The following is a 21,008-nucleotide window of genomic DNA, read 5'->3' as shown; positions in this document are numbered from 1 at the left end:
TCGAGATAAATAGCGCTCGCCTCCCCGCACCGTCGCGGCGAGGTCGACCGGGCGCCTCGGCGTCGAGGAGTTAGGTCCTCCTTGGTGGCAGGCCGCTGTGCGCGGTCGTCAAGATGAGGACGGAGAGCGGCTCCGCCCGTCGGCGGACGCTGCAGTCAGCGAAGGAGAGGGCGACGTGTCCGCGGTAGACAGCTTTGGATCGAAAGACACCCTGAAGGTCGGCTCGACCGACTACGAGGTGTTCCGCATCGACCGGGTCCCCGGTCACGAGAAGCTCCCGTTCAGCCTCAAGGTGCTGCTCGAGAACCTCCTCCGCACTGAGGACGGCGCGAACATCACCGCCGACCACATCCGCGCCCTCGGCGAGTGGGTCCCGGAGTCGGAGCCCGACACCGAGATCCAGTTCACGCCGGCCCGCGTGGTCATGCAGGACTTCACCGGCGTGCCCTGCATCGTCGACCTCGCCACCATGCGCGAGGCCGTCGCTGCCCTGGGCGGCGACGCGAACCGGATCAACCCGCTCGCGCCCGCCGAGATGGTCATCGACCACTCCGTCATCGCCGACCTCTTCGGCACCGAGGACGCGCTCGAGCGCAACGTCGAGCTCGAGTACGAGCGCAACGGCGAGCGGTACCAGTTCCTCCGCTGGGGCCAGACCGCCTTCGACGACTTCAAGGTCGTCCCGCCCGGAACCGGCATCGTGCACCAGGTCAACATCGAGTACCTGGCCCGCGTCACCATGACCCGCGAGGTGGGCGGCGCGCTGCGCGCCTACCCCGACACCTGCGTCGGCACCGACTCGCACACGACGATGGTCAACGGCCTCGGCGTGCTCGGCTGGGGCGTCGGCGGCATCGAGGCCGAGGCCGCGATGCTCGGCCAGCCCGTCTCGATGCTCATCCCGAAGGTCGTCGGCTTCAAGCTCACCGGCTCGATCCCGACCGGCGTGACCGCGACGGACGTCGTGCTCACCATCACGCAGATGCTGCGCAAGCACGGCGTGGTCGGCAAGTTCGTCGAGTTCTACGGGGCCGGCGTCGCCGCGGTGCCGCTCGCCAACCGCGCCACCATCGGCAACATGAGCCCCGAGTTCGGCTCCACCGCCGCGATGTTCCCCATCGACGACGTGACCCTCGACTACCTGCGCCTCACCGGCCGCAGCGACGAGCAGATCGCCCTCGTCGAGCAGTACTCCAAGCTGCAGAAGCTCTGGCACGACCCCGCGGTCGAGCCGGTCTTCAGCGAGTACCTCGAGCTCGACCTCGGCACCGTCGTCCCCTCGATCGCCGGCCCGAAGCGCCCGCAGGACCGGATCGAGCTCTCGTCCGCCAAGACGCAGTTCGAGTCGGACCTCACCAACTACGCGGACGTCTCGCACGACATCGTCGACCTGACCATCGCGGAGTCGTTCCCCGCCTCCGACCCCGGAGAGCTGCAGCCGCAGGACGAGCACAGCAGCCACGAGCACACCCACCGCTCGCACGCGCCGGCGACCGCCTCCAAGCCGACCACGGTCGAGCTCGGCGAGGGCGGGACCTTCACGATCGATCACGGCGCCGTCGCGATCGCGGCGATCACCTCGTGCACGAACACGTCGAACCCGTCCGTCATGCTCGCGGCCGGCCTGCTGGCCCGCAACGCGGCGCAGAAGGGCCTGAAGGCCAAGCCGTGGGTCAAGACCACGCTGGCGCCCGGATCGAAGGTCGTCACCGACTACTACGAGAAGGCCGGCCTGACCGAGTCGCTCGAGGCGCTCGGCTTCTACACGGTCGGCTACGGCTGCACGACCTGCATCGGCAACTCCGGCCCGCTGCTCGAGGAGATCTCGGCCGCGGTGCAGGACAACGACCTCGCCGTGACCGCCGTGCTCTCGGGCAACCGCAACTTCGAGGGCCGCATCAACCCGGACGTGAAGATGAACTACCTGGCGAGCCCCCCGCTCGTCATCGCCTACGCGCTCGCCGGCTCGATGAACTTCGACTTCGAGGTCGACGCGCTCGGCACCGACTCCGACGGCAACGACGTGTTCCTCAAGGACATCTGGCCCGACGCGGCCGAGGTACAGGCGACGATCGACTCGTCGATCGACAAGTCGATGTTCGACACGCAGTACGCGGGCGTGTTCGACGGTGACGAGCGCTGGCGCGCGCTGCAGACCCCCGAGGGCTCGATCTTCGAGTGGGACGAGTCGTCGACCTACGTGCGGAAGCCCCCGTACTTCGACGGCATGACGATGGAGACGACCCCGGTCACCGACATCGCCGGTGCCCGCGTGCTCGCCAAGCTCGGCGACTCCGTCACGACCGACCACATCAGCCCCGCCGGCTCGATCAAGGCCGACAGCCCCGCCGGCCGCTACCTCGACGAGCACGGCATCGACCGCAAGGACTACAACTCCTACGGCTCGCGCCGCGGCAACCACGAGGTGATGATCCGCGGCACGTTCGCGAACATCCGCCTGCGCAACCAGCTGCTCGACGGCGTGGAGGGCGGCTACACCCGCGACTTCACTCAGCCGGACGCCCCGCAGTCGTTCATCTACGACGCGTCGCAGAACTACCAGGCCGAGGGAACTCCGCTCGTCATCCTGGGCGGCAAGGAGTACGGCTCCGGCTCGTCGCGCGACTGGGCGGCCAAGGGCACGAGCCTGCTGGGCGTCAAGGCGGTCATCGTCGAGAGCTTCGAGCGGATCCACCGCTCGAACCTCATCGGCATGGGCGTCGTCCCGCTGCAGTTCCCCGCGGGCGAGAGCTGGGAGTCGCTGGGCCTGGACGGCACCGAGTCGATCAGCATCTCGGGCATCGAGGAGCTGAACGAGGGCGTCACCCCCAAGACGGTCCACGTCGTCGCCGAGCCGACCGAGCACTCGGCCGAGGGCAAGCGGACCGTCGAGTTCGACGCGGTCGTCCGCATCGACACCCCCGGTGAGGCGGACTACTACCGCAACGGCGGCATCCTGCAGTACGTGCTGCGCTCGCTCGTCTAGATCAGCCGCAGAGCGTGTGCGCCTTCCCTGCGGGGGAGGCGCACACGCGTTCCCGGGGGCCCCGTGCGTAGACTCGGGAGACGTCCCCACCTCGCTCACGACCCCGGAAGGCGGCGCGCATGGCTGTTCTCGAGACCATCGGCGGTCCTCGCGATCTCGATCGCCTGACCGCGGCCGAGCTCGAGACGCTGGCGCAGGAGATCCGCGACTTCCTCGTGCGAGAGGTCTCGAAGACCGGCGGCCACCTGGGGCCGAATCTCGGCGTCGTCGAGACGACCATCGCGATCCACCGGGTCTTCGACTCGCCGCACGACGCGATCGTGTTCGACACCGGTCACCAGTCCTACGTCCACAAGCTGCTCACCGGTCGCCAGGACTTCTCGAAGCTCCGGCAGCGCGGCGGCCTCGCCGGCTACCCGCAGCGGAGGGAGTCGCCGCACGACATCGTCGAGAGCTCGCACGCCTCCAGCTCGCTGTCCTGGGCGGACGGCATCTCCCGCGCCTTCACGATGACCGGCCAGACCGACCGCCACGTCGTCGCGGTCGTGGGCGACGGCGCCCTCACCGGCGGCATGACCTGGGAGGCGCTGAACAACATCAGCGACGACAACTCCCGCGGGCTGGTCATCGTGGTCAACGACAACGGGCGCTCCTACGCCCCGACCATCGGCGGCATGGCCCGCTTCCTCAACGGCGTCCGCACGCGGCCCACCTACCGCACGATGCACCGCGGCTCCCGGGCCGTCTCGGAGCGGCTGGGCGGCCCCGCCGCCGCCGTCTACCGCGGCGTGCGCGGCGGGCTCCACGGCTTCCTCAGCCGCTTCATCAACAACGAGGCGCTCTACTCCAACCTCGACATCAAGTACCTGGGGCCGATCGACGGACACGACCTGACGGCGATGGAGGAGGCCCTCCAGCAGGCGAAGGACTACGGCCAGCCGGTCATCGTCCACGCGATCACCCAGAAGGGCAAGGGCTTCGGTCCGGCCGTGCACGACCTCGCCGACCAGTTCCACGCCGTCGGGCAGATCGACCCCGAGACGGGCGAGCCGCTGAGCGCGGCCGGGGCCCGATCGTGGACCTCGGTGTTCGCCGAGGAGATCGTCACCCTGGCCGACGAGGACCCGACGATCGTCGGCATCACGGCCGCCATGCTCCGGCCCGTCGGTCTCGACCAACTCGCCGAGAAGTACCCGGAGCGCGTCTTCGACGTCGGCATCGCGGAGCAGCACGCCGTGACCTCGGCCGCCGGTCTCGCCTTCGGCGGGCTGCATCCGGTCGTCGCGCTGTACGCCACCTTCGTGAACCGCGCCTTCGACCAGGTCTTGATGGACGTCGCACTGCACCGCGCGGGCGTCACCTTCGTACTGGACCGCGCCGGAGTCACCGGGCCCGACGGTCCGAGCCACCACGGCATGTGGGATCTGGCGATCCTGCAGGTCGTCCCGAACATCCGCCTCGCCGCTCCGCGCGACTCCGTGCGCCTGCGCGAGGAGCTGCGCGAGGCCGTCGGCGTCACCGACGCGCCGACCGTGGTGCGCTTCTCGAAGGGGAGCGTCGGTGACGAGATCGACGCCGTCGAGCGTCTCGGCGACGGGGTCGACGTGCTCGCCCGCGCAGAGCGCAAGGACGTGCTGCTGGTCACGGTCGGGCCGATGGCCGCGATGGGTCTCGAGGTCGCTCAGCGGCTCGCGGCCCAGGGTATCGGAGCCACCGTCGTGGACCCCCGCTGGGTCGTGCCCGTGCCCACCAGCATCATCGAGCTCGCCCGCGAGCACCGCATCGTCGTCTCGATCGAGGACGGGGTGCGCGTCGGCGGGATCGGCACACGCATCCGCCAGGACCTGCGCGAGGCCGGCGTGGACACCGCGGTGACCGAGCTCGGGCTGCCCGACCAGTTCCTCGACCACGCCAAGCGCGAGGAGATCCTCGAGGACGTCGGGCTCACTCCCCAGCACATCGCCCGCGACGTCGTCGCGCAGGTGCTGGGCAGCAAGATCCCGGTCGCCCGCCCGCTCCCGGACGAGGTCGAGGCCCGGGACGACGCCCGCAGCGACTGATCGTCCGTCGGGACCCGTCCCGCAGGCGACGCGCGGAAGGGGCACCGGATCCGATCCGGCGCCCCTTCCGCGTCACTGCACTCCGCGTCAGTCGACGCCGCGGATCGCGGGGTGGTGGAACGTGTCCCCGAACGCCCGCTCGCTCGCGCCGACCCGGTCGAGGTAGGGCGTGAGCCCGCCCATCTGGAACGGGTAGCCCGCGCCGAGGATCAGGCAGAGGTCGATGTCCTCGGCGGCGTGCACGACGTCGTCGTCCAGCATCCGCTTGACCTCGTCCGCGAGACCCGTCTCGACGCGCAGCCGCAGCTGCTCGGCCGTCATCGGCTCCGTGCCGCCGGAGACGATCGCGACCGCGCGCTTGTCGACGCCCTTCACCCGCCCCTTCGCGTCGCGCTCGAAGACGCGGCCGAGCTCGGCGAGGCGGTGCAGGTTGGGGCTGTCGAAGAAGCGGTCGGGGAACGCGGCGTGATGGGTGTCGAGCACGTGCGCGCCGACCTTGAGGCCCACCAGCTCGAGCAGCTCGAACGGGGTCATCGGCAGGCCGAACGGAGCCAGCGACTGCTCGACGACCTCGAAGGGAGTGCCCGTGTCGACCGCGTGCATCGCCTCGCCCAGGACCTTCGCCAGCACGCGGTTCACCACGAAGCCCGGGGTGTCGCGCGTGATGACGGCGTTCTTCTTGAGCTTCGCGGCGGTGACCATCGCCGTCGAGAGGGTCTCGTCGTCGGTGTGCGGCGTCCGGACCACCTCGATCAGCGGCATGACCGCGACCGGGTTGAAGAAGTGGAAGCCGACGAGGCGCTCCGGGTGCTCCAGCCGCTCGCCGATGCGCTCGACGGAGAGGGACGAGGTGTTGGTCGCGAGCACCGCCGTGGGCGAGACGTAGCGCTCGATATCGGCGAACACCTCCTGCTTCACCGACAGCTCCTCGAAGACCGCCTCGATCACCCAGTCGGCGTCGGCGAAGTCGGAGCGATCGGTCGTGCCGGTGATCAGCGCGCGGAGGCGGTTCGCGTCGTCGGGGGAGACGCGTCCCTTCGCCAGCAGCGCGTCGATCTCGGCGCGGATGCCCGCGACGCCCTTGTCGACCCGCTCCTGGTCGAGGTCGGTGATGACCACCGGCACCTGGAGGCGGCGGAGGAAGAGCAGCGCGAACTGCGAGGCCATGAGGCCCGCGCCGACCACCCCGACCTTGGTGACGGGCTTGGCCAGCGCCCTGTCGGGCGCTCCCGCGGGACGCTTGGCGCGCTTCTGCACCAGATCGAACGCGTAGATGCTCGCGCGGAACTGGTCGCCCGAGATCAGGTCGGCCAGTGCCTCGTCCTCGGCGGCGAAGCCCTCCTCGCGGGTGGTGTTCTTCGCGGCCTTGAGCAGCTCCAGCGCGCGGTACGGAGACGCCGCGACCGTGCCGATCCGCGACTCCAGCTGCTTGCGCGCGATCGAGATCGCGACGTCCCACTTGACCAGCCGCTCCAGCTTGCCGGGCGCGTTCGGCCGCTCCACCTTCACGGAGCCGCCGATCACACCGTCGGCCCAGCGGAGCGAGTCCTCGAGGAAGGCGGCGGGCGGGAAGATCGCGTCGGCGATGCCGAGGTCGAACACCTCCTGGCCCTTGAGCGTGCGGTTGTTCTTCAGCGGGTTCTCGACGACGACCTTGAGGGCGTTCTCGATGCCGATCAGGTTCGGCAGGAGCCACGCGCCGCCCCAGCCGGGGATGATGCCGAGGAAGACCTCGGGGAGCCCGAGCGCGGGGATGGAGGAGTCGACGGTGCGGTAGTCGGCGTTCAGGCCGATCTCGGTGCCGCCGCCCAGGGCGAGGCCGTTGATGAAGGCGAAGGACGGCACGCCCAGCTCGGCCAGCATCCCCAGCGTGCGGTGGCCCAGGCGCGCCAGCTGGCGGCCGAGCTCACGGCTCGGGATGGCCCCGACCTTGCTGAGGTCGGCTCCCGCGGCGAGGATGAACGGCTTGCCGGTGATGCCGACCGCCTGGATCTCGCCGCGCGAGGCGCGCTCCTTCTGCGTGAGGAGGACGTCCGCCAGCTCGAAGAGCGACGCCGGCCCGAAGGTGTTGGGGCGGGTGTGGTCGCGGTCGTTGTCGAGCGTGATCAGGGCGAGCGTGCGGCCGCTGGGCAGCGGCACGTCGCGGACGTAGGAGTGGGTGACGACCTCGCCCTCGGCGAGGTCCACGAGGTTCTCGAATCCGTCGAGCATGGGTCAGCGTCCCTTCCGTCGTCCGCGCTTGCCGTCGTAGTGCGGGTTCTCCCAGATCACCGTGCCGCCCTGGCCGAGGCCGACGCAGAGGGCCGTCACGCCGTAGCGGACCTCGGGGTGCGACTCGAACTGCCGGGCCAGCTGGATCATCAGCCGGACCCCGGAGGAGGCGAGCGGGTGGCCGATCGCGATCGCTCCGCCGTACTCGTTGACGCGCGGGTCGTCGTCGTCGAGGCCGAAATGGTCGAGGAAGGAGAGCACCTGCACGGCGAACGCCTCGTTGAGCTCGAAGAGCCCGATGTCCTCGATGCCCAGGCCCGCCTTGCGGAGCGCCTTCTCGGTCGAGGGGACCGGGCCGATGCCCATGATCTCGGGCTCGACGCCGGCGTACGCGAAGCTCACCATCCGCATCTTCGCGGACAGGCCCAGCTCCTGCGCGGCGTCGGCGCTGGCCAGGAGCGACACCGTCGCTCCGTCGTTGAGCCCGGAGGAGTTGCCCGCGGTCACCCGGCCATGGGGGCGGAACGGGGTCCGCAGGCCCGCGAGGCCCTCGAGGGTCGTCTCGGGGCGCGGTGCCTCATCGGCGGTCGCGAGGCCCCAGCCCGCGGCACTGCGCGTGGCGACGGGGACGAGGTCCGGCTGGATGCTGCCGGCGGCGTACGCGGCGGCGAGCTTCTGCTGGCTCCGCAGGGCGTAGTGGTCGGCGCGCTCCTTCGTCAGGTGCGGGAAGCGGTCGTGGATCCGCTCCGCCGTGCGGCCCATGTTGAGCGCGTCCTCGCCGACGAGGCGCTCGGAGAGGAAGCGCGGGTTGGGGTCGGCGCCGAAGCCCATCGGGTGCCGGCCCATGTGCTCCACGCCGCCGGCGAGGACCACGTCGTAGGCGCCGAACGCGATGCCGCCCGCGGTCGCGGTGACCGAGGTCATCGCTCCGGCGCACATGCGGTCGATGGCGAAGCCGGGCACCGACTTCGGCAGCCCTGCGAGCAGCGCGGCCGTGCGGCCGAGGGTCAGGCCCTGGTCGCCCTGCTGGGTGGTGGCGGCGATCGCCACCTCGTCCACCCGCTCCTTCGGCAGCGCGCCGTTGCGCTCCAGCAGACCGATCATCGCCTTGACGACGAGGTCGTCGGCTCGGGTCTGCCAGTACATGCCCTTCTCGCCGGCACGCCCGAACGGAGTACGGACTCCGTCGACGAACACGACTTCGGATCTCTCGGCCACAATGCCTCCCAGGAACTCACGGTCGCCGTCGATCGTAGGAACCGGCACCGCGCAGCCGGAATCCTTTGCCGCTTCCTACGAAGGGGTTTCGGTGCCCTCGGCCGGCGCTTGGGCCGCTTCGACAAACGCGGTGGCGATCGAGCCCGACGTGGCCTCGACCTGCCAGGCGCGGGCGCCGGCACGGGTGAGCTCCGCGGCGACCGACTCCGCGGTCAGCGGCTCGGGCGGGTTCCAGGCCACCCGGCGCAGCAGCTCCGGCGTGAGCAGGTTCTCGACCGGGAGCGAGAGCAGCTCGGCGATCTCGGTGACCACGGCGCGTCCCGCCTTCAGGCGCGCGTCGGCGGCCGGGTTGCGATCGCCCCACGCGCGGGGAGGGGGGAGCGTGTCGGCGGCCGGGCGGGTCGGGCTCGGCAGGTCCTCGGTCGTCGTCCCGCGCTCGATCGCGGCCCACCAGCGCTCGACCTCGCCGCGGCTGGCGCGGCCGGTGAAATCGCGGCGGCCCGAGAGCTGGCCGATGCTGGTCGGGATGTTGCGGGCGACCGCGATGATCGAGGAGTCGGGGATCAGGCGGCCGGGAGCGATGTCGCGCTCGCGGGCGAACGCGTCCCGGGCCAGCCAGAGCTCGCGCGCCACGGCGAGGGGGCGCGGGCCGCGGAGCGAGTGCATGCCGGAGAGGCGGCGCCACGGATCCGGCGGGACCGCCTTCGGGGCGCGCGCGAGCGTCGCCTCGAACTCCTCGCGGGCGATGCGCGTCTTCCGCGCGGCGATGAGCATCTCCTCCATGCGGTCGCGGAGGTCCACGAGGAGCTCCACGTCCTTCGCGGCGTAGACGAGCCAGCTCTGGGGGAGGGGGCGGGTCGACCAGTCGGCGGCCGAGTGCTCCTTGGCCAGGTGGATGCCGAGGAGGTCCTCGACGACGGCGCCGAGGCCCACCTTGGGCAGTCCGAGGAGCCGGGCGGCGAGCTCGGTGTCGAAGATCCGCACCGGGTCCAGGCCCACCTCGCGCAGGCAGGCGAGATCCTGGCTGGCGGCGTGGAGGACCCACTCCTCCTGGCCGATGACCGCCTGCAGGGCGTCCATCCGGCCGATGGCGGGGGGATCGAAGAGGAACGCGCCGGCACCGCGCCGGTAGACCTGGATCAGGTACGCGCGCTGCGAGTAGGTGAAGCCGGAGGCGCGCTCGGCGTCGACGGCGACGGGGCCCTCGCCGGCGGCGAGGGCGTCGACCGCGGCGAGGAACTCGTCGGGCGTGGAGAGGACACGGTAATCAGTCACGGTTGTTCCGTCGGAAGGCGAGCGGGGTCACACCGTCGCTCGATACGGGCGGGAGACCCGCGAGCATGCACAACAGCTCCCCCCACCCTTCCACGTGAGCGGCGAGCTGCGCATCATCCGGGCTCCAGGAGGCGCGGATCTCGATCTGCGCACCGTCCCCCTGAGCGGCCAGCTCGCCGAAACCGGTGGAGAGCACCTTGGTGGCCGTGCCGGACGCGGCGGAATAGGAGGCGCCCCGCGCCCCGAGGGCGTCGATGAGCCAGGACCAGGCGACCTCGGCGAGGAACGGATCGGTGCCGATCTCGACCTCGAGCGGGGCCTGGGCGAAGCAGACGACACGGAAGGGGCCGCCCCACTGCTCGGGCTCCTCGGGGTCGTAGAGCAGGATGAAGCGCCCCGTGCCCAGCTCGGAGTCGCGTCCGTGCGCGTGCGGCGCGACGTCGCCCGACAGGGCGAGGGCCCAGGGCGCGAGACCCGACGGCGAGGCGATCTCGGACACGGTGAGCTCGGCGCGCGTGGCAGCGGCGCGGATCGACTCCGTCGCGACCCGGAACTCCTCGGGGAGCTGGGACGACGCTGGGAATTCGGGCACGGTCGCAGACTAGGGTTCCGACGCGCCCGGGACGCGGAGGCACGCCGGGTGGGCGGCTCTCAGCGCGTGCGGCTCCAGCGGGCGTAGACGGCCCCGGAATCGTCCGCGGCCAGGAGCGTCAGGGCGTAGGCGTCGTCGACGACGGCCGTGCCCGTCGCGACCGGGAGGCCCGGCAGGACGACGCGCGGCGAGGTGGTGAGGCACAGCTCGTCGACCCGGCCCGAGGCGAGGAACTGGCCCGAGAGCGAGGCGCCGCCCTCGCAGACGACGCGGTGCAGGCCGAGCCCGGCGAGAGCCTCCAGGAGCTCGTCGACGCCGATCCGCTCCGAGGAGGACGGGATCGGGACGACCTCGACGCCGGCGGGGAGCCCCTCCACCGCGCCGCGCGACTCCGGCACCAGGAGCAGGACCCGGGAGCCCTCCTGCAGCTCCAGGCGGTGCCCGGCGAGATCGCCCGAGGCGGAGACGACGGCGAGCGGGACCCGCCGGGGGACGCGGTAGCCCTCGGCGCGGACGCTGGCGGCTCCGACGAGGACGACGTCGGCCTGCTCGCGGACGACTCCGAGGATCGTGCGGTCGACGCGGTTGGTGAGCGTCTCGCTGGTTCCGTCGGAGCCGGTGCTGGAGCCGGTGACGCTCGCGATCATGTTCAGGCGCACGCGCACCGCCTCGTCGGGACGCCAGGCGTCTGCGACCGCCGCTCGCGCGCCCTCCTCGCCGATCACGATCGGCGGACCGGCGGGGACGAGCGGCCGGAGGATCATGCGGCCAGGTGCGCGCGGACCTGCCGCTTGGTGCGGCCGAGCAGCGCGGTCATGCCGCGCAGGCGCAGCGGCGAGACCGCCTCCGAGAGGCCGATGGTCTGCGGGAAGTCGTCGGGGACGGCGAGCACCTGCTCGGGGGTGAGCCCGGCCAGGCCCTGCGCCAGGATCGACGCGAAGCCGCGCGTCGTGGGCGCCTCGCGGGGCGCCGTGGCGTGCAGGTGCACGATCCCGCCCTCGACGTCGACGACGATGAAGACGGGCGCCTGGCACTCCTCCACACGCTCGAAGAGGTCCGGGTGGTCGCGGTAGCGCTCGGGCAGGTCGGGGAGCTCGTTCGAGAACTCGAGCAGGAGCTGCAGGCGCTCCGGCTTCTCGAGGGCGAGGAACTCCTCGCGGATGTCGCGCAGAGCGTCGGGGAGCGTGGTGTCGGTCATCCGGTCCAGTGTCTCATCGGGGGAGGGGCGGCGGGCGGTCGCAGCGGAGGCCGGGAGCCCGGATCCGGCCCGTCGACGGGCGGATCGGCGCTCCCGGCCTCCGTCGTGACGCGTCAGCGGGCCGCGGGGGCCTCGCCGGGCTCGGCGCCCTGCACGATCGGGACGCGGACGGCGCTGCCCCACTCGGTCCAGGAGCCGTCGTAGTTGCGGACGCCCTCGAAGCCGAGGAGGTGGGTCAGCACGAACCAGGTGTGGGCGGAGCGCTCGCCGATCCGGCAGTAGGCGATGACGGAGTCGCCGTCCTTCAGCCCCGCGCCCTCGCGGTAGATGCCGTTCAGCTCGTCGAGGGGGCGGAAGGTGCCGTCCTCGGCGGCGGCCCTGCCCCACGGCACGTTCTGCGCGCTCGGGATGTGACCGGCGCGCAGGGCGCCCTCCTCCGGGTAGGCCGGCGCCGTGGTGCGCTGCCCGGTGAACTCCTCCGGGGAGCGGACGTCGATCAGCGGGTTGCCGAAGTGCGCGAGGACGTCGTCCTTGAAGGCGCGGATCTCGGCGTCGCTGCGCTCGACGACGGGGTACTCGGCGGACTCCGGGGAGGAGGCGTCCGTGGTCGTCGGGCGGCCCTCCGCGAGCCACTTGTCGCGGCCGCCGTCGAGCAGACGGACGTCCTCGTGACCGAAGAGGGTGAAGACCCAGAGCGCGTAGGCGGCCCACCAGTTGTTCTTGTCGCCGTAGACGACGACGGTGGTGTCGCGGGCGATGCCCTTGCCGCCGACCAGCGCGGCGAACGCGGCGCCGTCGATGTAGTCGCGCTGCACCGGGTCGTTGAGGTCGGTGTGCCAGTCGATCTTGACGGAGCCGGGGATGTGGCCGGTCTCGTAGAGCAGGACGTCCTCGTCGGACTCGACGACGACGAGACCGGGAGTGCCGAGGCGCTGCTCGAGCCAGTCGGCGCTGACGAGCCGTTCGGGGTGCGCGTAGGAGGCGAACTTCGGCGACGGATCGGTTTCGACGGACAAGGAGGACCTCCAGGATGGTGCGCGGAGCGCGGGCGTGATTCCACGGCGGGCTACGCTGGAGCCCGCCCTTCAGCGACAGTACGCGTCCGCGGACGACGCCGCACGGAGGGCGCCGTAAGAGTTCGACACAGAACCGCGGCGGCTCCGTGCCCGGTGCGGCCGCCGCCACTGAGCGCACGGACCCCGCCGTGCGCAGGATGCGAGACGCGAGTGAGCCCCGACGACGTCCGATCGACGAGCAGCCTGACCGCCCGCTCGCCCCAGATCAGCGGGCACGAGATCGCGTCGACGCTGGTGCCCCCGCGCCAGTTCGAGGGCGCCACCTTCGAGAGCTACCGTCCCGACCCGGAGTACCCCTCGCAGGCCGACGCGGTGGAGGCTCTCCGCGCGTTCGCCGCCGGCGGCGGATCCAAGGGAGGCGGAGGCGGCTTCCTGGGCTTCGGCCGGAAGAAGGCCCCCGCGGTCAAGCCGGGCGTGTACCTCGACGGCGGCTTCGGCGTCGGCAAGACCCACCTGCTCGCGGCGATCTGGCACGCGGTGCCGGGCCGCACCTACTTCGGGACGTTCATCGAGTACACCGCACTCGTCGGCGCGCTCGGCTACGCGGCGACCGTCTCGCTCCTCAAGGGCTCGGCGCTCCTGTGCATCGACGAGTTCGAGCTGGACGACCCGGGCGACACGATGCTGATGACGCGGCTCCTCGGCGAGCTCGTCGCCTCCGGGACCCGCATCGCCGCGACCTCGAACACCCCGCCCAACGCGCTGGGCGAGGGGCGCTTCGCCGCGGCGGACTTCCTCCGCGAGATCCAGTCGATGGCCGCCCACTTCGAGACGATGCGGATCGACGGCACCGACTACCGGCGCCGCGACATCGAGGGCCACGCCGTGGTGCGCACCGACGAGGAGATCGACGCTCTCGTCGCGGCCGCCCCCGCAGGCTCCGTCGTCACCGACGACCCGTTCGCGGACGCCGTGCACCACCTGGGCACCGTGCACCCCTCCCGCTACATCAAGGTGATCGACGGCGTCGACACCATCGTGCTCCGGGGCGTCACCGCTCTGACCGACCAGACCGACGCCCTGCGCCTCGTGGCCTTCATCGACCGGGTCTACGACGCGCAGATCCCGGTCCTCGCCTCCGGGACGCCCCTCGACGAGGTCTTCGGCGGCGACATGCTGAGCGGCGGCTACCGCAAGAAGTACCTGCGCTCGATGTCGCGGCTCATCGCGCTCACCTCGATGGCGCCCCGCTCCTAGGGGCGGATCCGCTCTCCTCCCAGCGTTCCCGGGGTCGTCGTCGTGCCGTCCGCCAGCGCGCCGTAACGCGCTTTTTACACAGGGGCCTCGGCCGTAACCTCCGCGAAACGCGGTGCCTCACGGGACGAAACCTCGCGCCACCAGACTGTCGGCTACCCGAGGTGACCCGACACCCGCGTGTCTCCAGGCCGTGCTCCGACGCAGCGTCCTCGCTCCGGGCTTTTCTCTGCACACTCACGAGAGGTTCAACAATGGATCAAGGCAATACCGCGTTCCTGCTCATCGCAGCCGCGCTGGTCCTGCTCATGACCCCCGGGCTCGCCTTCTTCTACGGCGGCCTGGTGCGTGCGAAGAGCGTCATCAGCATGATGATGCTCAGCTTCGGAGCCATGGGCCTCATCGGGGTCCTCTGGGTCCTGTACGGCTACGCGATCGCGTTCGGCAACGGCCCGTCCGGCCCCGCAGGGACCGACACCTTCGTCGGCATCGACGGCGTCCTCGGCATCGACACCGCCCAGATCGGCCTGCAGGGCATCTACAACGACGCGCTCGGCGAGCAGACGTCGGCCTACCCGACGCTGGCCTTCGCCGCGTTCCAGGCGACGTTCGCGATCATCACCGTCGCGCTCATCTCCGGCGCCATCGCGGACCGCGCGAAGTTCGGCGCCTGGATGGTCTTCGCCGGCGTCTGGGCCACCGTCGTCTACTTCCCGGTCGCCTCGTGGGTCTTCAACTTCACCCTCGGCGACGACGCCACCGTCGTCGACGGCGGCTGGATCGCCTACGGCGTCGGCGCGATCGACTTCGCGGGCGGCACCGCCGTCCACATCAACGCCGGAGCGGCGGCCCTCGCCCTCGCCCTGGTGCTCGGCAAGCGCGTCAACTTCACCAAGGGCGCGCACCAGCCGCACAACCCGCCGTTCGTGCTCCTGGGCGCCGGACTGCTGTGGTTCGGCTGGTTCGGCTTCAACGCCGGCTCCGAGCTCGCCGCCGACGGCATCGCGGCCGTCGCCTTCCTGAACACCATCGCCGCTCCGGCCGCCGCGATCCTCGGCTGGCTCGTCGTCGAGAAGATCAAGGACGGCAAGCCCACCTCGATCGGCGCCGCCTCGGGCGCGGTCGCGGGCCTCGTCGCGATCACCCCGGCGTGCGCCAGCCTGTCGCCGTTCTGGGCGATCGTCCTGGGCGTCATCACCGGCGCCGTCTGCGCCCTGGCGATCGACCTCAAGTACCGCCTCGGCTACGACGACTCGCTCGACGTGGTCGGCGTGCACCTAGTCGGCGGCCTCATCGGAACGCTCTACATCGGCTTCTTCGGCACCGGCGTGGGCCTGTTCCTCACCGGCGACGCGAGCCAGCTCGGCAAGCAGGCCCTCGCGGCCTTCACCGTCCTCGCCTACTCCTTCGTCATGACGCTCCTCATCGGCTGGATCATCCAGAAGACGATGGGCTTCCGCGTGAAGAACGAGGACGAGATCGCCGGCATCGACACGGCCATCCACGGCGAGGCGGGCTACGTCCTGGCGGACTGACCCCCTCCTCCGCAGCACCCGACGGGGTGCCGGCTCTCCGGAGCCGGCACCCCGTCGGCGCGTCCGCGACGGGCGACCGCCGGGCGCGCCCCCGCGGGCGGGCGGCCGCGGATCCGGGCTAGGGTTCCGGGGTGCCCTCCTCGCGCTCGGTCGTGTCCCTGCTCCTCCGACTCCTCGGCCGCGCGGTCGCCCCGCGGCCGGACGCCGGGCCCCGCCCGCAGCGCCCGTACCTGAGCACGACGGCGCCGACGCCGGGCGCGAGCGGAGTGGGCCGCACCGTCGAGGTCGACCCGTCGCGGCTCCGCGGGGTCCGCCTGGGCTACGCGCCCACGCCCGACGGCGACCCGGACCCGGGCGAGGTCGTCTGGACCTGGGTCCCCTACGAGGAGGACGACGGCCGCGGCAAGGACCGCCCGGTGCTCGTGCTCGCGGTCGAGAAGTCGGGGACGGTTCTCGCCGTGCGGCTGAGCTCGAAGGAGCACTCCGACTACCTGGCCGTCGGCACCGGCGGCTGGGACCCGGACGGGCGCCCCAGCTGGGTCGACCCGGAGCGCGTGTTCCGCGTGCACCCCGCCGGGATGCGCCGCGAAGGAGCAGCTCTGGAGCGCGCTCGGTACGACGCCGTCGCCCGGGTGCTCTCGGCGCGGTACGGCTGGCACTGAGCGCTAGAAGCCGTCGAGCGGCCACGAGTGGTCGCCGCTGACCGCCTCACGGGGCGATCCCTGCGCGTCGAACGAGGGCCGTGCTCCTCGGGGGAGGCGTCAGACCGGGTCGATCGGCACGAAGCCCGCGTACTTCGCGGCGCGGCCGTCGCCGGAGGACGTGCCGGTGAGCCTGCGCTGCACCCACGGCGCGACGTGCTGCCGGTAGTACTGCACGGTTCCGCCGCGCCGGAGTGCGGCCTCGGGAGCGTCGGGCAGCGCGGCGGGCGGTGTGAGCCCGAGCGCCTGCAGGACCCGGTCGGCCACCCGCCGGTGTCCCCGCGGGCCGAGGTGCAGGCGGTCCTCCGACCACAGCTCCGGATCGGCGAAAGCGGGGTCGTGCCAGTTGTCGGCGACGACGACGTCGGTCCGGTGGCTCGTCCGGCGCAGGACGGCGTCGGTCAGCGCGTCCCCGCGGCGGCGGATGAGAGAGCCGAGCGGGAGCCGCGGCGACGGGTCGGCGCCGGCCAGGGCGATCAGCACGACGCCCTGCTCGTCGCAGCGCTCGAGGACGCGGAGGTAGGCGTCGGCGATCCGCTCGATGTCGGCGCGCGGGCGCAGCATGTCGTTGCCGCCTCCGTTGAAGGAGAGGTGGGTCGGGCCCAGGGCGAGCGCGGGCTCGAGCTGCTCGGCGAGGATCGGCGCGATGAGCCGGCCCCGGATCGCGAGATTGGCGTACTCGATCCGCTCGCCCGTGGCCGCCGCCCATCCCGCGGCCGTCAGATCGGCCCAGCCGCGCGGGGTGCCGTCCGGCCGCTCGTCGCCGACGCCCTCGGTGAAGGAATCGCCGATCGCGACGTAGCGGACGGCCGTCATCGGCGGGTTCCGGAGGTGCGCATCGTGGCACTGTACCGCTCCGCGGCCGGGCTCAGGCGCGGCGCCTCAGCGGGGTGACAGGTGCCGAGCGGATGCTGCTGGGGCGGGCCGGCGTCGCGGCGCCCGGCGCTGCGGCGAGCAGCTCCTCCTCGGGCCGGGTGCCGGGCCGGTGCTCGCGCTCGGGACGCGGGGCGGCCCGGAACCAGGCGGCCAGCGCGGAGGACCGGCGGTGCCTCCGGTGGTCGCGGTCCAGCTCGGCGGTGCCCCGGTAGCCGGAGCCCCGGGCGATGCGGTCGAGGCCGCCGAGAGCGACGGGGGTGCTCGCCATCAGAACGGCGGCCAGCTCGAGTCGGCGGAGGGCGAGGTGCTCGTCGAGGCCGAGCCCGTAGCAGCGGCGGAACCGCAGCCGCAGCAGCAGGGCGGGCATCCGCAGCTCGGCGGCGAGGTGGTGGACGGTGAAGCGCCGATCGAGGTAGCGCTCGTTGACGAGGGCGGCCGCCGCGATGGCGACGACGTCGAGCGGCCGGCGGGAGGCGGCGAGGCGGGGGGCGGGGGTTCGGGTGTCCAGGGGAGGCATGCACAGGAGACGCGCGAGGTCCCTGTTCGTGACGCGGAGGCGCGGATTGCGTTCGGGTGGCGCAGTGATCGGTGTCGGACCGGCTCGACCGGCAGGGGCTGTGCCATCGTCGGGAGGGGGCGGAGTCCCCGACGATCCGGAACCGACACCCAGGAGACGACCGCATGGCGCACGCCGCGCTGATCATCCACAGCGCACGGAAGGTCGACGCGGCCGGGACGGTGGAGGACCACTGGCTCCGCGCGCGGGACGGCGCGATCACGGCGACCGGCACCGGCACCGGCTGGCAGGCGCAGGCGGAGGGGGCGCAGCTGCACGACGCGCGGGGCCTCACCGCTGTCCCGGGCTTCCTCGACCTCCACGTGCACGGAGGGGGCGGTCACGGCTTCGACGGAGGAGCGGAGGCGATCCGCGCGGGCCTCGCGCTGCACCGCTCCCGTGGCACCACGCGCTCGCTGGTCAGCCTGGTCTCGGCGCCGCTGGAGCAGCTGGAGTCCTCTCTGGACGCGGTCTCGGCTCTCGCGGCCGCCGACCCGCTCGTGCTCGGCGCGCACCTCGAGGGCCCGTTCCTCGCGCCCTCGCGCAGGGGAGCGCACGACCCCGCGGCTCTCGTGCACCCCTCCTCCGGCGCGGTCGACCGGCTGCTGGACGCCGCCCGCGGACGCCTCGCGCAGATCACGCTCGCGCCCGAGCTGCCGGGAGCCCTCGCGGCGGTGGAGCGGCTCGCCGGCGCCGGCACGGTGGTCGCGGTGGGCCACACCGAGGCGGACGCCGACCAGGCGCGGGCCGCGTTCGACCGCGGAGCCCGGCTGGTCACGCACGCGTTCAACGCCATGCCCGGGATCGGCCACCGCTCCCCGGGCCCGATCCCGGTGGCCCTGGGAGACGAGCGGGTCGCGCTCGAGCTGATCCTCGACGGCCGGCACGTGGACGTCGAGGTGGTGCGGCTCGCGTTCGCGGCGGCTCCCGCGCGGATCGCGCTCGTCACCGACGCGATGGCGGCGGCCGGGGCGGGCGACGGAGCGCACCGCCTCGGCCCGCTCGACGTCGAGGTGCTCGGCGGAGTCGCCCGGCTCGCGGGCACCGCTGTGCTCGCCGGATCCACGCTCACGCAGGACGAGGCCCTGCGGCGCGCCGTCGGGCCCGGCCGGCTCGGGCTGGAGGCGTCCGTCGCCGCCCTCACCGCCGTTCCCGCCCGCGTGCTCGGCCGTGGCGACCTCGGCCTGCTGGCCCCCGGGTACCGCGCCGACGTCGTCCTGCTCGACGCGTCGCTCCGCGTGCAGCGGGTCTGGGCCGAGGGGCGCCCGTTCCCCGACTCCGCGGCCGGCGCGTCGCGACCCCGGGTCAGGGCGTCGGCGTGACGGTCCAGGTCCCCTCGGTCTGGACGGCCATGACGCCGGGCAGGTCGGCCTCGAACACCTCGGAGAAGGCGACGGAGTCGCCGAACAGCTGCGGCTGATCGGAGGTCGTGAACACGCGGCCGGAGAACGAGTCGTCCGGACCCGCGGGCGTGTAGTCGACCGTCACGCGCGGGACGTCGTCGGAGAAGAACAGGACGGCCGGGCCGGTGCCGGACTGCGCACCGCTCACCGTCGCGAGATCGTTCCAGCTCTGCAGGCCGAGCGTCCACGGCCCGTCGGCTCGGACGATCACCTGCTGCTCGACGGGGTCGTCGCGGAAGATCCCGGTCAGGAACGACCCCGTCATCGGGGCGGCGGCCTCGCCGAAGGGCGTCATCCGGCCCGCGGCGGTGACGATCGCCGTGCCGGTGCAGGCCGAGCAGTCCAGGCTCAGGACGACCGCGAACTCGCCCTGCCGCTGGAACGACACGTCGGCCGGGCCGGTGCCCGAGACGGTGGCGGGGACTCCCTCGCCGACCGGCCCGGCGTCGACGACGGTTCCGACCGGCTCGGCGGTCGCCGGAGCGGAGGGGGTCGGGCTCGGAGTGATCAGGTCGGTGATGGCGGGTCTCGGCGTCCGCGAGGCGGGCGCGGACGCCGTGGCGACCGCCTCGGCCCCGCCGCCGGCGGTGCACCCGCCCAGCAGCAGGAGCCCCGCCGCTGCCGTCGTCGCCACTGCTGCTGTCGTCCCCCGAGCCCTCATGCGTCCAGACTGCCAGGGCTGGTCCGGATCGTCGTCCCCGGAGGGAGTCAGAGGAGCAGGGTGCCGAGGCCCGCGGCGGCGAGGACGACGATCCACGGGGGCACGGTCCAGCGCGTCAGCGCCACGAAGGCGCCGATCGCGAGCGCCAGGGCGCCGGTCGAGCCGATGCCCTCCGTCAGCACCGGGTCGTAGAGGGCGGCGCCGAGCAGTCCCACCACGCCGGCGTTCACGCCGGCCAGCGCCCTCTGCGCGACCGGCAGGTGCCGCAGCCGCTGCCAGAACGGGAGCACGCCGACCACGAGCAGAGCGCCCGGCAGGAAGATCGCGACCAGCGCGATCGCCGCCCCCGCAACGCCGTCCGGCGTCCCCGCGCCCACCGCGCCGAGGAACGCGGAGAAGGTGAAGAGCGGGCCCGGCACCGCCTGCGCCGCGCCGTAGCCGGCCAGGAACTCGCTCTGCCCGACCGTGCCGGCGCCGACCGTCTGCGCCTCCAGCAGAGGCAGCACGACGTGGCCGCCCCCGAACACCAGAGCGCCCGCGCGGTAGAAGACGGAGGCGAGACCCGCCGCTCCCTCGCCCGTGAGAGCGGCCAGCAGGGGGAGGCCGGCCAGGAGGAGCCCCCAGAGGGCGAGGGCCGAGACCGCGAGCGCCGTCGGGATCCGGACCGCGAAGCCCGGGCCCTCGTCCGGAGCCGCCTCCTCGCCGCGCAGCCACAGGACGCCGGCCAGGCCCGCCGCCGCGATCACCGCCACCTGCAGCGCGGGCTCCGGGGCGAGGAGGACGGCGACAGCCGCTGCGCCGGCGATCGTCGCGCGGCGGCGGTCCGGTGCGAGCGAGCGCGCCATCCCGAGCACGGCCTGCGCGACGACCGCGGCCGCCGCCGCCTGGAGGCCCAGGAGCCAGCCGGCGGAGGCGACATCGCCCGCACCGGCGACGAGACCGGCGACGAGGACCAGGGCGATCGCCGAGGGGAGCGTGAATCCGCACCACGCGGCGACCAGTCCGGCGAGTCCCGCGCGCTGCAGGCCGACAGCCATCCCGACCTGGCTGGACGCGGGTCCGGGGAGGAACTGGCACAGCGCGACGAGGTCGGCGTACGCGCGATCGGTCAGCCAGCCGCGGCGCACCACGAACTCCTCGCGGAAGTAGCCGAGGTGCGCGATCGGCCCGCCGAACGAGGTCAGCCCGAGGCGGAGGAACACGAGGAGCACGGGGAGGGCGCCGCCCCGCTGCAGCCGACCCGTCTCCGACACGGGGGCATCCTGCCAGACGGCGGTGTCCGGCACGCGTCGTGTCACCGGAAAAGGGACGATAAGCGGCCGGATAAGCGATTCCTGGTGCGTTCTCTTCCGGTTGATAAAGCGGTGGGTAGAAATACTGAACCCTTTCTCATCCCCTCTGTTAGCCTGATCCGGCTTCCCTTTCCTTCTCGAGGAGAAGGTGATCCGCATCAGCAGCGCGAGCAC

The 21,008-nt window shown here is 72.6% G+C and carries 17 protein-coding genes; 6 read left to right on the top strand and 11 right to left on the bottom strand.

The features are described from left to right. Positions 1-175: 175 nt before the first annotated feature. Together acnA and dxs are read left to right on the top strand one after the other, a co-directional pair. Positions 176-2,986, top strand: a complete 2,811-nt coding sequence (gene acnA / locus C5C49_RS00795; RefSeq protein WP_104222099.1) for an aconitate hydratase AcnA — start codon at positions 176-178, stop codon at positions 2,984-2,986. Positions 2,987-3,105: 119 nt separating this feature from the next. Beyond that, positions 3,106-5,046, top strand: coding sequence for a 1-deoxy-D-xylulose-5-phosphate synthase (dxs, locus tag C5C49_RS00790; protein ID WP_104345194.1), 1,941 nt, complete (start codon positions 3,106-3,108; stop codon positions 5,044-5,046). A gap of 87 nt (positions 5,047-5,133) precedes the next feature. On the opposite strand, the gene C5C49_RS00785 is transcribed toward dxs, so the two are convergent. The 7 genes from C5C49_RS00785 to C5C49_RS00755 all read right to left on the bottom strand — a co-directional run bounded on the left by C5C49_RS00785 (position 5,134) and on the right by C5C49_RS00755 (position 12,556). After that, complete coding sequence (locus C5C49_RS00785; RefSeq protein WP_104345193.1) at positions 5,134-7,257, bottom strand: 3-hydroxyacyl-CoA dehydrogenase NAD-binding domain-containing protein; 2,124 nt, start codon at positions 7,255-7,257, stop codon at positions 5,134-5,136. 3 nt (positions 7,258-7,260) lie between these two features. Then, the gene (locus C5C49_RS00780; protein ID WP_104250321.1) at positions 7,261-8,475 is read right to left on the bottom strand and encodes a thiolase family protein; all 1,215 of its coding nucleotides are present in this window, start codon (positions 8,473-8,475) and stop codon (positions 7,261-7,263) included. Positions 8,476-8,550: 75 nt separating this feature from the next. Beyond that, complete coding sequence (locus tag C5C49_RS00775) at positions 8,551-9,750, bottom strand: ribonuclease D (RefSeq protein ID WP_104222092.1); 1,200 nt, start codon at positions 9,748-9,750, stop codon at positions 8,551-8,553. Further along, positions 9,743-10,342 carry a DUF3000 domain-containing protein gene (locus tag C5C49_RS00770; protein ID WP_104222090.1) on the bottom strand — a complete coding sequence of 200 codons (600 nt, stop codon included), beginning with the start codon at positions 10,340-10,342 and terminating at the stop codon, positions 9,743-9,745. The genes C5C49_RS00775 and C5C49_RS00770 overlap by 8 nt, the downstream gene beginning before the upstream one ends. Before the next feature lie 59 nt (positions 10,343-10,401). Then, a complete protein-coding gene (locus tag C5C49_RS00765) occupies positions 10,402-11,106 on the bottom strand; it encodes a dihydrofolate reductase family protein (protein WP_104345192.1) in 705 nt (234 codons plus the stop codon). After that, positions 11,103-11,540: a SufE family protein gene (locus tag C5C49_RS00760; RefSeq protein WP_104222086.1), complete on the bottom strand. Its 438-nt coding sequence runs from the start codon at positions 11,538-11,540 to the stop codon at positions 11,103-11,105. Before C5C49_RS00760 ends, C5C49_RS00765 begins: the two co-directional genes overlap by 4 nt. Before the next feature lie 113 nt (positions 11,541-11,653). Further along, on the bottom strand, positions 11,654-12,556 hold the full coding sequence (locus C5C49_RS00755) for a sulfurtransferase (protein ID WP_104345191.1): 903 nt from the start codon (positions 12,554-12,556) through the stop codon (positions 11,654-11,656). Positions 12,557-12,766: 210 nt separating this feature from the next. Between C5C49_RS00755 and zapE the strand changes: the two genes are divergently transcribed. The 3 genes from zapE to C5C49_RS00740 all read left to right on the top strand — a co-directional run bounded on the left by zapE (position 12,767) and on the right by C5C49_RS00740 (position 16,007). Next, on the top strand, positions 12,767-13,813 hold the full coding sequence (gene zapE, locus C5C49_RS00750) for a cell division protein ZapE (protein ID WP_104222082.1): 1,047 nt from the start codon (positions 12,767-12,769) through the stop codon (positions 13,811-13,813). A gap of 251 nt (positions 13,814-14,064) precedes the next feature. Then, entirely contained in the window at positions 14,065-15,345 is a 1,281-nt protein-coding gene (locus tag C5C49_RS00745; RefSeq protein ID WP_104222080.1) for an ammonium transporter, read from the top strand. Between the two features lie 131 nt (positions 15,346-15,476). After that, on the top strand, positions 15,477-16,007 hold the full coding sequence (locus tag C5C49_RS00740) for a type II toxin-antitoxin system PemK/MazF family toxin (RefSeq protein WP_167299028.1): 531 nt from the start codon (positions 15,477-15,479) through the stop codon (positions 16,005-16,007). 99 nt (positions 16,008-16,106) lie between these two features. Here C5C49_RS00740 and C5C49_RS00735 read toward each other — a convergent pair whose 3' ends face one another. Together C5C49_RS00735 and C5C49_RS00730 are read right to left on the bottom strand one after the other, a co-directional pair. Further along, positions 16,107-16,862, bottom strand: coding sequence for an SGNH/GDSL hydrolase family protein (locus C5C49_RS00735; RefSeq protein ID WP_104345190.1), 756 nt, complete (start codon positions 16,860-16,862; stop codon positions 16,107-16,109). 52 nt (positions 16,863-16,914) lie between these two features. After that, entirely contained in the window at positions 16,915-17,439 is a 525-nt protein-coding gene (locus tag C5C49_RS00730; RefSeq protein ID WP_104345189.1) for a hypothetical protein, read from the bottom strand. A 164-nt stretch (positions 17,440-17,603) separates the two neighbouring features. On the opposite strand from C5C49_RS00730, the gene C5C49_RS00725 reads away from it, so the two are divergent. Next, complete coding sequence (locus C5C49_RS00725) at positions 17,604-18,800, top strand: N-acetylglucosamine-6-phosphate deacetylase (protein WP_104345188.1); 1,197 nt, start codon at positions 17,604-17,606, stop codon at positions 18,798-18,800. Here C5C49_RS00725 and C5C49_RS00720 read toward each other — a convergent pair. Both C5C49_RS00720 and chrA read right to left on the bottom strand, forming a co-directional pair. Further along, a complete protein-coding gene (locus C5C49_RS00720) occupies positions 18,784-19,542 on the bottom strand; it encodes a hypothetical protein (protein ID WP_146084815.1) in 759 nt (252 codons plus the stop codon). The genes C5C49_RS00725 and C5C49_RS00720 overlap by 17 nt on opposite strands. Before the next feature lie 47 nt (positions 19,543-19,589). Next, the gene (chrA, locus tag C5C49_RS00715; RefSeq protein ID WP_258061244.1) at positions 19,590-20,795 is read right to left on the bottom strand and encodes a chromate efflux transporter; all 1,206 of its coding nucleotides are present in this window, start codon (positions 20,793-20,795) and stop codon (positions 19,590-19,592) included. Between the last annotated feature and the right edge of the window lie 213 nt (positions 20,796-21,008).

It is taken from the genome of Rathayibacter sp. AY1E2 (assembly GCF_002932325.1).
Classification (GTDB): Bacteria; Actinomycetota; Actinomycetes; order Actinomycetales; family Microbacteriaceae; genus Rathayibacter.
This window is presented reverse-complemented; position numbering and strand designations above follow the sequence as displayed.